The sequence below is a fragment of the Tahibacter caeni genome, from assembly GCF_024609805.1.
GTDB lineage: Bacteria > Pseudomonadota > Gammaproteobacteria > Xanthomonadales > Rhodanobacteraceae > Tahibacter > Tahibacter caeni.
Window position 1 is genome coordinate 1 of record NZ_JANFVR010000154.1, and the last position, 11,141, is coordinate 11,141.

11 protein-coding genes are annotated in these 11,141 nt (G+C 69.5%); 4 read left to right on the plus strand and 7 right to left on the minus strand.

Annotated elements, in window-relative coordinates; translation table 11 throughout:
• Positions 1 to 74 precede the first annotated feature (74 nt).
• From ftsE to NON22_RS13840, 3 genes are all read right to left on the minus strand, one after another.
• Positions 75 to 749 carry a cell division ATP-binding protein FtsE gene (gene ftsE / locus NON22_RS13830; protein ID WP_257387535.1) on the minus strand — a complete coding sequence of 225 codons (675 nt, stop codon included), beginning with the start codon at positions 747 to 749 and terminating at the stop codon, positions 75 to 77.
• A 17-nt stretch (positions 750 to 766) separates the two neighbouring features.
• Positions 767 to 1,972 (minus strand): type II secretion system inner membrane protein GspF, encoded by a 1,206-nt coding sequence (gene gspF, locus NON22_RS13835; protein WP_257387527.1) that lies wholly within the window; start codon positions 1,970 to 1,972, stop codon positions 767 to 769.
• Between the two features lie 128 nt (positions 1,973 to 2,100).
• On the minus strand, positions 2,101 to 2,514 hold the full coding sequence (locus NON22_RS13840; protein ID WP_257387528.1) for a VOC family protein: 414 nt from the start codon (positions 2,512 to 2,514) through the stop codon (positions 2,101 to 2,103).
• A 113-nt stretch (positions 2,515 to 2,627) separates the two neighbouring features.
• Between NON22_RS13840 and NON22_RS13845 the strand changes: the two genes are divergently transcribed.
• Entirely contained in the window at positions 2,628 to 3,500 is an 873-nt protein-coding gene (locus NON22_RS13845) for a TrmB family transcriptional regulator (RefSeq protein ID WP_257387529.1), read from the plus strand.
• Positions 3,501 to 3,655: 155 nt separating this feature from the next.
• Here the strand turns inward: NON22_RS13845 and NON22_RS13850 are convergent, their stop codons facing one another.
• Both NON22_RS13850 and NON22_RS13855 read right to left on the minus strand, forming a co-directional pair.
• Positions 3,656 to 5,092: an amino acid permease gene (locus NON22_RS13850; RefSeq protein WP_257387530.1), complete on the minus strand. Its 1,437-nt coding sequence runs from the start codon at positions 5,090 to 5,092 to the stop codon at positions 3,656 to 3,658.
• A 130-nt stretch (positions 5,093 to 5,222) separates the two neighbouring features.
• The gene (locus tag NON22_RS13855; RefSeq protein ID WP_257387531.1) at positions 5,223 to 6,635 is read right to left on the minus strand and encodes an APC family permease; all 1,413 of its coding nucleotides are present in this window, start codon (positions 6,633 to 6,635) and stop codon (positions 5,223 to 5,225) included.
• A 262-nt stretch (positions 6,636 to 6,897) separates the two neighbouring features.
• Between NON22_RS13855 and NON22_RS13860 the strand changes: the two genes are divergently transcribed.
• The 3 genes from NON22_RS13860 to NON22_RS13870 all read left to right on the plus strand — a co-directional run bounded on the left by NON22_RS13860 (position 6,898) and on the right by NON22_RS13870 (position 8,378).
• The gene (locus tag NON22_RS13860; protein WP_257387532.1) at positions 6,898 to 7,254 is read left to right on the plus strand and encodes a hypothetical protein; all 357 of its coding nucleotides are present in this window, start codon (positions 6,898 to 6,900) and stop codon (positions 7,252 to 7,254) included.
• Positions 7,251 to 7,586: a hypothetical protein gene (locus NON22_RS13865; RefSeq protein ID WP_257387533.1), complete on the plus strand. Its 336-nt coding sequence runs from the start codon at positions 7,251 to 7,253 to the stop codon at positions 7,584 to 7,586. The genes NON22_RS13860 and NON22_RS13865 overlap by 4 nt, the downstream gene beginning before the upstream one ends.
• A gap of 510 nt (positions 7,587 to 8,096) precedes the next feature.
• Positions 8,097 to 8,378, plus strand: a complete 282-nt coding sequence (locus NON22_RS13870) for a barstar family protein (protein WP_257387534.1) — start codon at positions 8,097 to 8,099, stop codon at positions 8,376 to 8,378.
• A gap of 84 nt (positions 8,379 to 8,462) precedes the next feature.
• On the opposite strand, the gene gspE is transcribed toward NON22_RS13870, so the two are convergent.
• Entirely contained in the window at positions 8,463 to 9,983 is a 1,521-nt protein-coding gene (gspE, locus tag NON22_RS13875) for a type II secretion system ATPase GspE (RefSeq protein ID WP_425507982.1), read from the minus strand.
• A partial coding sequence (locus NON22_RS13880) for a type II secretion system protein GspD (protein ID WP_306673814.1) occupies positions 9,980 to 11,141 on the minus strand: 1,162 nt, incomplete at its 5' end. The genes gspE and NON22_RS13880, both read right to left, overlap by 4 nt.

Below are 11,141 nucleotides of genomic sequence, written 5' to 3' on the forward strand. Positions count from 1 at the left end.
CGGCGCGGCACGCTCGGCGGCGCGCGGCGCGGCGCCGGGCTTGAGACGGTTGCCGCTGGGCTTCCTCGCGAACATCAGGCGCTCCCGGGCCGCCAGTCGTCGAGCAGGCGGCCGTGGTCGAGCACGAGCACGCGCTTGCCCATGCGCTTGACCAGCGGCAGGTCGTGGCTCGCGACGAGCACGGTGGTGCCGACCTGCTGGAAATCGGCGAACAGCCGCATGATCTCGCCCGACAGCTGCGGATCGAGATTGCCGGTGGGCTCGTCGGCGATCAGCACGGCCGGCTTGGCCACGATCGCGCGGGCGATGCCGACCCGCTGCTGCTCGCCGGTGGACAGGGTGATCGGCGCGGCGCGCTCGCGCTCGAGCAGGCCGACCTTGTCGAGCGCCGCGCGCACGCGCTTGGCGATCTCCTCGCGCGACAGGCCGGCGATGATCAGCGGCAGCGCGACGTTGTCGTAGACGCTGCGGTCCATGAGCAGGCGGTGATCCTGGAACACCATGCCGATGCCGCGGCGCAGCTCCGGTATGCGGCCGCGGCGCAGGCCGTGCAGGTTCTGACCGTTGACCGTGACGTGGCCGCGCGTCGGCCGCTCGATCAGCGCGATGAGCTTGAGCAGGGTGCTCTTGCCGGCGCCCGAATGACCGGTGACGAAGGCCATCTCGCCGGCGGCCAGCTCGAACGAGAGCTCGTGCACGGCCTCGTGGCCCGAGGCGTAGCGCTTGGTGACCTGGTCGAAGCGGATCATGGCCGCGGCAGTCTCGCTCACTTGACCATCTGGTTCAGATTGAAGATCGGCAGCAGGATCGCGAGCACGATGAACAGCACCATCGCGCCGACGAGCAGGATCACGGCCGGGCCGAGCACCGCGGTCAGCACGGCGAGCCAGCGGTCGAGCTCCTTGGCCTGGTGCGCGGCGGCTTCGTCGAGCATGCGTTCGAGCTGGCCCGAGCGTTCGCCGCTGGCGATCAGCCGCACGGCGACCGGCGGGAAATAGCCGCTGTCGGCCAGCGCGCGCGAGAACGCGCCGCCTTCGCGTACCTTGTGCGCGGCACGGCGCAGCGCATCGCGCATGGGCAGATTGGGAACTACCTGGGCCGAGATCGCGAGCGCGTCGAGCAGCGGCACGGCGCTCGCGCTCAGCAGCGCCAGGGTGCGCGCCGCACGCGCCGTGTTCGACGCGCGCGTGAGCTTGCCGATCAAGGGCAGGCGCAGCAGCCAGCGATGCCAGGCCATGCGCACCGCGTCGCGGCGCAATGCGAAACGCGCCCCGACCGCGGCGGCGGCGAGCACGATGCCCAACAGCAGGCCCCAGCGTTTGACGATGTCCGACAGCGCGATCAGCACCGTCGTCGGCAGCGGCAAGTCCTGCTTCATGCTCGCGAACACGCCGACGATCTGCGGCACGACGTAGACGAGCAGGCCGGTCACCACCGCGACCGCGACGAGCGCCAGCAGCACCGGATAGGCGAGCGCGGTGATCATCTTCTGGCGCAGCGCGTCGCGCGACTCGGCATAGTCGGCCAGGCGCTCGAGCACCGTGCCGAGGCGGCCGGACTGCTCGCCCGCGGCGACCGAGGCGCGGTAGATCTCCGGAAAACTTTCCGGGTAGTCGGCGAGCGCCGCGGCGAGCCCGGCGCCTTCCATGACGCGCGCGCGCAAGGCCACGGTCAGGCTGCGCGCACGTTCGTCCTCGCCCTGCTCGCCGAGCGCGGCCAGCGCCTCGTCGATCGGCAGGCCGGCGCTCAGCAACGTCGCGAGCTGGCGCGTGAACAGCGCGAGCTGCGGCGTCGACAGGCCGCGCCGGCCCAGCGGCGAAGCGCTCTGCTTCTCGTCGACCGGCGTGACTTCGAGCGGATTCAGCCCGCGCTCGCGCAGGGTCTGGCGTACGGCGCGCGCGGTATCGCCCTGCAGGACGCCGCGCTGGGTCTTGCCGCTGGCGTCTAGGGCTTGATAGGCGAATGCCGGCACGCGGGCTGTTCCGTACGAGGAAGCCGGATTGTCTACGGAATCCCGGGGCTCGGGTAGCCGGCCGCATCACGGATGCCGCCGGCCGCGGCCTGCCACCGCGGCCGGCGCGTCCCGGTCAGATCGCGGGCTCAGATCATCGTGACACCCGGCGGCGGCGCCGGCTCGGCGACCGTGGTCCAGAACCAGATCAGGTGCCCGGCCGGATCGGTGACGGCGAAGTTGCGGTCGCCCCACCACTGCGTCGTCAGCGCCTGCGCGATCGCGACGCCGCGGCCGGCGACTTCCGCGTGATAGGCGTCGACGTCGTCGACTTCGAGATAGATCTCGATCGCGCCCGCGGTCAGCGCGCCGCCGTCCTGGGGCCGCGCGAGCATGAGGCCGGCACCGTCGCGCTCGACGATCGCGAAGTCGAGCTGGCCGTCCTTGCCGACCATGCCCATCAGGTGGCCGAAGCCGAGGCGGTCGAGGTAGTAGCTGCGCATCGCGTCGACGGACTCGACGTAGCGCAGCGGCATCACGCGGGAGAAACGGGCGGCATTCACGGGGCGGCTCCTCGAGTCGTGGTTGAATCATGGCTGGGTCGCAGCGGGTGCGGTTGCGGCGCAGCCAGTATCGGCTGACACTGCCCGCCTTTCATCTACTTTTCGGAGTAGAAATGCGCGTGGCCTGGGCCGAGTTCGGCCTGCTCGACGAAGCCGGCTTCGGCAGCTACGAAAAGCGCGCGCTCGTCGCGCTGGCCGTGCACGGCGTCAGCGACGCGGCGACCCTGTGCCGCGAGGCCGACATTCCGACCTCGAAGATCTACGCGGCGATGGAGAAACTCGCGCGCCTGGGCCTGATCGAGGTGCGCCGCTCGCGGCCGCAGCTCTATGCGGCGCTGCCGCCCGAACCGCTGATCGAACGGCTGAACGCGATCGCGCGCGAACGCGCCGAGGCCTTCGCCGCGGCCTCCACGCAGCTGCGCGCCGCGTTCGAGAAGCTGCCGCGCCGGCTCAAGAGCAGCCAGAGCCGCGTCGATCTCGCGCTCGGCGCCGACAGCCACGTCAAGCGCCACGTCAGCCGCCTGGCCGGCGCGCGCAAACGCGTGCTGTCCTATCTCGAGGCCGGCGACATCGCGGCGATCCGCGCGCTGCGCGACGAGGGCTTCGACGTGCTCCGGACCGTCGCGCGGGAGCGCGAGCGCGGCGGCGTCGAGCATCGCGCGATCTTCGGCTTCAGCGACCGCAACGCGGCGCAGCTGCTCGCGTTCCTGCGCGATTTCGCCGGCGCGACGCGCACGCTCAGCGGCGTGCGCTACAGCGGCGAGATCGGCCATCCGTTCCACGTCGTCGACGACGACATCGTGATCCTCGCGCTCGATCACCCGTTCATCGGCGACGGCCGCTTCGCCTCGCTGCTCGTGCAGGACGCCGCGCTGGCCGCGCAGCTGGCCGAAGGCTTCGAGCAGCTCTGGCAGCGCGCGTTGAAGAACCTGCGCGAGATCCGCGCCTGGCCCGGACGCGCCGGCCGCAGCGGCGCGGCGGACTGACGGCGCTGCGGAATGAGCTCCGCCAGGGATCGGGGACGATGTGAAGTCCCTCCCCAAGCGCGCACCGCGCCTGGGGATAGGGAAGCGGTGCTACGGTGCAGTCACCCCGGCCACAAACACAAACCTGTCACCGGGTTCCCGCTGCACGGCGGGCCTCACTGTTCTTTCGCCAGCACGCTGTGCCGGATGCCGTAGCCGAAATACACGGCGAGGCCGAGCAGCATCCAGAGGCCGAAGCGTTCCCAGGTCACGAGCGGCAGGCCGGTCAGCAGCCAGATCGAGAACACGATGCCGATGACCGGGATGAGCGGCACGAGCGGCGTGCGGAACGCGCGCTTGACCTCGGGCCGCGTGCGGCGCAGCACGATGATCGAGCCGCAGATCACGATGAACGCGCAGAGCACGCCGATATTGACGAGCTTGGCGAGATCGCCGATCGGCAGCGCGCCGGCAGCCAGGCCCGTCAGCACGCCGAGGAACAGGGTCGGCCGGTACGGCGTGCCGTAGCGCGGATGCACCTTCGCGAACCAGGCCGGCAGCAGGCCGTCGCGCGCGAGCGAGAACCAGATCCGGGCGGCCGCGAGCATGAACGCGAACACGACGCTGATGATGCTGGCGACCGCGACGGCCGAGATCGCCGCGCTGATCCAGGTCAGGCCCAGCGACTGGAACGCGTTGGCGACCGGCGCGTCGTTGTTGAGCGTGGTGTAGTGGGCCACGCCGGTGATCACGAACGAGATCGTCAGGTACAGCGCCATCGACACGCCGAGCGACAGCAGGATCGCGCGCGGCAGGTCGCGCTGCGGGTTCTTCGATTCCTCGGCCGCCGTGGTCAGAGTGTCGTAGCCGAACACGGCGAAGAACACGACCGAGGCCGCCGCGACGACGCCGTGCAGGCCGAAATGACGTTCGCCGTCGGCGCCGACGACTTCCGGCGGAATGAACGGCACCCAGTTCGCGCTGTTGATGTAGAACGCGCCGACGCCGATCACCAGCGCGACGCCGACGACCTTGACCGCGACGACGACGGTGTTGAGCCGCGCGCCGGTCTCGGTGCGCACGGTCAGCAGCACCGCGACACCCATCGCGACGAGCGCCGCGATCACGTTGAACACGCGGCCGTCGCCGGTGCCCATCGCGCCCTGCGCCCAGACCGGCAGGTGGATGCCGACGTGCGCGAGCAGGTTCTGCAGATAGCCGGCCCAGCCGCTCGCGACCGCGGCGACGATCAGCGCGTACTCGAGCAGCAGGTCCCAGCCGATCAGCCAGGCCACGCCCTCGCCGAGCACCGCATAGCCGTAGGTGTAGGCGCTGCCGGTGACCGGAATCATGCCGGCGAATTCCGCGTAGCACAGCGCCGCAGCGGCGCTCGCGATGCCGGCGATGATGAAGGCCAGCGCGACGGCCGGACCGGCGTTGACCGCGGCCTGCTGGCCCGCCAGCACGAAGATGCCGACGCCGATGATGCCGCCGAGGCCGATCGCGGTCAGCTGCCAGAGGCCGAGCACGCGGCGCAGCTCGCCGCGCGCGCCCGCCTCGCTCTGCAATTGTTCGATGCTCTTGTGGCGCGTGATCTGTTGGACGAGGCTCATTGTTCCCTCCCAGGAATCCGCCCGATCATAGCGAAGTCGCCGCGCCGCGCGCCGCTGCCATGCGTCGCGATGCGGTGCAGCAATTTGCGAGGATCGAACGAACCGACGTGGGTTGCCGCCGAGCCGCAATCTATGCCGCGTTTCTCGCACGCAGCAGCCGGAATACCGGCACGCCGAGCAGCACGATGATCAGGCCGGGCCAGGTGTAGGCCGGCTTCCAGACCAGCAGGCTCAGGCCGATCGCGCTCGCGAACACGATGTACAGCGCGGGCAGCCAGGGATAGCCGAACGCTCGGTAGGGCCGCTCGAGGTCGGCGCGCGTGCGGCGCAGGCGGAACAGGCCGGCGATCGTCAGCACGTAGAAGATCAGGGTCGCGAAGATCACGTAGTCGAGCAGATCGCCGTAGCGGCCCGACAGGCACAGCACGCAGGCCCACAGCGCCTGCAGCCCGAGCGCCCAGCCCGGCACCGCATTGGCATTGAGACGGCCGGCGCGCGCGAAGAACAGGCCGTCGCGCGCCATGCCGTAGTAGACGCGTGCGCCGGCCAGCACGAGGCCGTTCACGCAGCCGAACGTCGACACCATGATCAGCACGGCGATCAGCACCGTGCCGACGGGACCGAACGCGGCCTGCGCCGCGGCGACGCCGACGCGGTCCGCCTCGGCACCGGCGATGCCCGACAGCGGCAGCACGGCCAGATACATGAGGTTCGCGACCAGATACAGGCTGCAGACCAGCGCGGTGCCGAGGAACAGGCTCAGTCCTACGTTGCGCCGCGGATTGCGGATCTCGTCGGCGACCGAGGCCGCGCTGTGCCAGGAATCCGACGAGAACAGCGCACCGACCATCGATACGGCGACCGCGGGCAGCAACGCGAGCGCGAGTCCCGCCGGCGTCGCGGCCGGCCGCTGCCACGCCTGCGCCCAGTTGTCCTGCCAGACCTGCGCGTTCGCGCCGAGCAGCAGGCCGAACGCGATCAATGCGAGCAGCGCGGCGATCTTGGCCAGCGTGAAGCCGGTCTGTATCCACTTGCCGTAGTGCACGCCGCGCGCGTTGACGACGCTCAGCAGCAGAACGACCGCGATCGCGACGAGCTGCGCCGCAGTGACGCGGAAACCGCCGAGCTGCAGCAGCACGTTGCCGTCGCCGAGCGACGGTGCGAGATAGGCCGCGAACTTCGCGAACGCGACGCCGACCGCGGCGATCGAGCCGGTCTGGATCACGGCGAAGAACGCCCAGCCGTAGAGGAACGCCGGCAGCCGGCCCCAGGACTCGCGCAGATAGACGTACTGCCCGCCGGCGCGCGGATACATCGCCGCCAGCTCCGCATAGCTCAGCGCACCGACCACGGTCATGAACCCGGAGATCAGCCAGACCAGCACGAGCCAGCCCGCGCCGCCCGTCGTGCGCACGATGTCGGCGCTGACGATGAAGATGCCCGACCCGATCATCGACCCGGCCACGAGCATGGTCCCGTCGAGCAGCCCGAGCGAACGGCGGAAGCCTTCGGGTTGCATGTCGCCTGCTGCCTGCTGGGTCATGCCGGTGCTCCGCGGGGATCGGCCGATCTTAACGAGGCGGATCAGCGGCCGACGAGGCGGATTGCGACGCCGATGCCGACGGATACGCCGGTTCCGTACGGAGCGGCACCGAACGCGAACAGGCTTTGACGTTGTCACTCGCGGAGCGAGCCTCGGTCGATGGTGCCGATGGCCGGAGCCTGGTAGGTTGTCGCCCGAAACCCGACGCTGCGCGCCGGGCCGACCGCCACGCGCATACAACGCTTCCGATGACGATCCGTCCATGACCCAATGCGTTCGCTACATCAAGAGCCACAGCCACGGCGGCCGCATCGGCGTACTCGTCGAGTTCGCACTCGAGAGCGAGCACGCGACCCGCATGGATCCGTTCCAGCAACTGGCCGGAGATGTGGCGCTGCACCTCGTCGCATGCACGCCCCCCGGCTTGGCAGAACTGTTGCAGCAGGGCTTCGTCAAGAATCCTTCGTGCAGCATTGCCGAACGGATCGAACAAGCCTCGCGCGCCGTGCGCGAGCGCATCAGCATCGTCCGGTTCGTACGCTGGGATACCAAACCGGCGCCGGCGGAGCCGACGCATCCGCCGCGCGCGCCCGCCAGCCGCGCATCAGGAGCCGCGTGATCGACACGATCGTCCTCGCCGGCTCAATGCTGTATCGCCGACCGAAGTGGGCTGCCTACGATCCCGGCTGGCTCGTCGAAGCGGCGGAACGCGAACATCCCGATCAGCCATGGCTCGCGGCGGCGCTGTCCCGCTGCACGCGCGCCCGATGGGAAAGCCGGGCCTACGTCCATTTCGTCGCGCCGGATCGTCCCAACCGCCTGGGTTCCGAGTGGCAGTTCGAACGCAGTCTGATGCTGGAAGACACCGCGCACGGAACCATCATTCTCGACATCTTGCGCGGCGGCCGCGTCGGCGGCGCCGAGTTCCTGTCGCGCCTGCTCGATCGCTAGACTCGACGCTCATGCCGCATCAACCGGCGACGGGATCACACGCCTGACCACGGATGTCCGGCGTTGCCGATCTACCTCGCCCGAGTGCGGTAATGAGGGTTCGGTCATGGGCTCACTCACGGAAGGATCCACCGACGACGATGACATGGAGCCCCGTCGACGACGGCGCGACGATAGGCCAGCCCGGCAGCGAGTCCGGCGTCATCCTGCGCGACGACGAACACCCGCTCGGCGCGCGCATCACCCACCCTGGAGCATGACGGCGACGTGGCGCCGTATGCGATCCCCTGCGGCATCTACGGCTGGATGATGCGCACGCATTTCGCATCGACGGAGGCCGAGGCGCAGCGCGACTACGATCGGAGGCGAGGCGCTGTCGGCGATACTCGCCGATCTGCCCGACGATCGGGGCAGCGGGCTGCGAAGCTCGCAAAGCGTAGAACTTACGCGGCGATAACCCGATTCGTCGAACGATTCCGCTGATTACCCGTGACAATCACGGGAGCGCGCATGGCCGGAACCTCCATCACCATCGACGTATCGACAGTGAGCACGCAGCGCGAGCTGCACGCGCTGCTGGCCCATTCGCTGGCGTTCCCGGCCCACTACGGCCACAACTGGGACGCTTTCTGGGATTGCGCCACGGACCTCGCCTACTCGGAGCCGGTATCGCTGACGATCGTGGGCTTGGCGCAACTGAAACTTCGATTACCCGAGGACACCGCAATTTTCGAGAACTGCCTGAATGATCTGCAGAGGGATCACGCAACGTTCCGCATGCGCATGGACTGAAGAGAGATTCGCGCCACGCCGCAACATTTTTTGCGGCCGCGCCCCGCCTCAAGAAACCACCCGCTCCCGCGATTCGAGGTCGCCTCAATCCTCGCGCGTGACCCGCAACACCTCGTCCACCGACGTCACGCCGGCGAGGCACTTGGCCCAGCCGTCGGCGGCGATCGACGGTGCGCGCGTGCGCACGTAGCGTTCCATCTCGGCTTCGGACGCGCCTTCGTGGATCTGGCGGCGGAAGTTCTCGTCGACGCCGATCAGCTCGTAGATGCCGGTGCGGCCGCGGTAGCCCGAGGCGCGGCCGGTCAGGCCGTCGGCGGGCCTGTAGAGGATCGCGTGCGTGTCGGCCGGCTGGCCGAACGCGGACAGCTCGCGCGGCGTGGCCGGATAGGCCTCGCGCGTCGCCGGATCGAGCACGCGCACGAGACGCTGGGCGAGCACGCCGATCAGGGACGAGGACAGCAGGAAGGGTTCGACGCCCATGTCGCGCAGGCGCGTGACCGCGCCGACCGCGGAGTTCGTGTGCAGCGTCGACAGCACGAGATGGCCGGTCAGCGACGCCTGCACGGCGATCTGCGCCGTTTCGAGATCGCGGATTTCGCCGACCATGACCACGTCCGGGTCCTGGCGCAGGATCGCGCGCAGCCCTCGCGCAAAGGTCATCTCGACCTTGGTGTTGACCTGGGTCTGGCCGACGCCGTCGATGTAGTACTCGATCGGGTCCTCGACCGTCATGATGTTGCGGCTCGCGTCGTTGAGCTTCAGCAGCGCGGCGTACAAGGTGGTCGTCTTGCCCGAGCCCGTCGGGCCGGTCACGAGAAAGATGCCGTGCGGCCGCGCGATGATGCTTTCGAGCCGCGCACGGTCGTCGGCGGCCATGCCGAGCTGGATCAGGTCGAGGCGGCCGGCCTGCTTGTCGAGCAGACGCAGCACGACGCGCTCGCCGTGGCCGGCCGGAATCGTCGACACGCGCACGTCGACCGGACGGCCGGCGATCTTCAGGCCGATGCGGCCGTCCTGCGGCAGGCGCTTCTCGGCGATGTCGAGCTTGGCCATGACCTTGATGCGGCTGACCACGGCGTTGGCGACGGCCTTCTGCGGCGACAGGATCTCGCGCAGCACGCCGTCGATGCGGAAACGCACGACGAGGCGGTTCTCGTAGGGCTCGATGTGGATGTCCGACGCGCCTTCCTTGACCGCCTCGGTCAGCAGCGCGTTGATGAGCCGGATGATCGGCGCGTCGTCGTCGCTCTCGAGCAGGTCCTCGGGCTCGGGCAGGTCGTCGGCGATCGAGCGCAGATCAAGCGACTCGTCCATGTCCGAGACCACGCCGCGCGCATCGTCGCCCTGCTCGTAGAGCCGGCGCAGCAGTTGCTCGAAGTCCGCCGCCGCATAGCGCGTGAGCTTGAGCGGCGCGCCGAGGTAGCGGCGCAACTCGGCCAGCACCTCCGGCTTGACGCCTTCGCGGCAGGCCACTTCGGCATGGTCGTCGTGCCAGGCCACGAGCGTCGCGCCGTTGCGCCGTGCGAAGCCGAAGTTCGGCCGCGCCGGCCGCGTCGCCCGCGCGGCATCCGCGGTGCCGGCGGACGACGGCTTGGCTTGCGTCACTTGCCGCTCCGGCCCGCTTTCTTCGGTGCGGGCTTGCCGCCGCCGGCCGGCAGTGCGGCCGGCGCGGCCGGGCCGTTCGGATCGGCCATGAAGTCGTGCATTTCCGGCACGACGGGCTGGCGCGCTTCCGGCGTCAGCGCCTCGCGGTTGTGGCGCATCTGCAGCTGTTCGGTGCGGATGTAGTTGTACTTCTCGCTCGACACAGCCGCTTCGGTCGCCGCGTCGCGCAGGATCTTCGGATGCAGGAAGATCATCAGGTCGCGCTTGGCGACCTTGTTGCTGCGGTACTTGAACAGGTTGCCGAGCACCGGAATGCTGCCGAGGCCCGGCACTTTCTGGTTGCTGTCGCTCGCGTTGGAGTCGATCAGGCCGCCGAGCACGAGCGTCGCGTCGTCGGCGACGAGCACGCTCGTAGACAGCTCGCGCTTGTTCGTCACGAGATCGACGGCGCCGTCGACGCTCGGCGCGAGCGAGGACACTTCCTGGTGCAGGTCCAGGCGCACCGAGTCGCCTTCGTTGATGTGCGGCGTGACCTTGAGCGTCAGGCCGACGTCCTTGCGTTCGATGGTCTGGAACGGATTGAGCGGCTGACCGGCGCCGCCGCCGGTGCCCGAGACGTTCGTGTACTGGCCGGTCTTGAACGGCACTTCCTGGGCGACCTTGATCGTCGCCTCGGTGTTGTCCAAGGTCAGCACCGACGGCGTCGACAGCACGTTGGACTTGCCGTCGCCCTTGAGCATGCGCAGCAGGAAGCCGAGGTTGAGGATCTCGCCGACGCCGGGCACGTTGGTCGTGCCGGTGATGTAGCCGAGCGACAGGCCCGCGCCCAGCGCGAGCGGGTTCTGCGCCGTGCTGATGATGCTGCCGTTGTTGTTCGGGCCGTTGAAGTTCGTGCCGCCGATGAAGGTGTTGTCGTCGAGGCCGTTGACGGGCGCCTGCCACTGCACGCCGATCTCGCTCGCGGTCTCGTCGGCGACCTCGGCGATGATGGCTTCGATCAGGACCTGCGCCCGGCGCACGTCGAGCTGGCGGATCACGCCTTCGAGCGAGCGGAACACCGCCGGCGCCGCGCTGATGATCAGCGCATTGGTTTCCTCGTGCGCCTGGATCGTCGCGCTGCCGGCCGCCGCGGCGCCCGCGGACGCGCCGGCCGCGGGC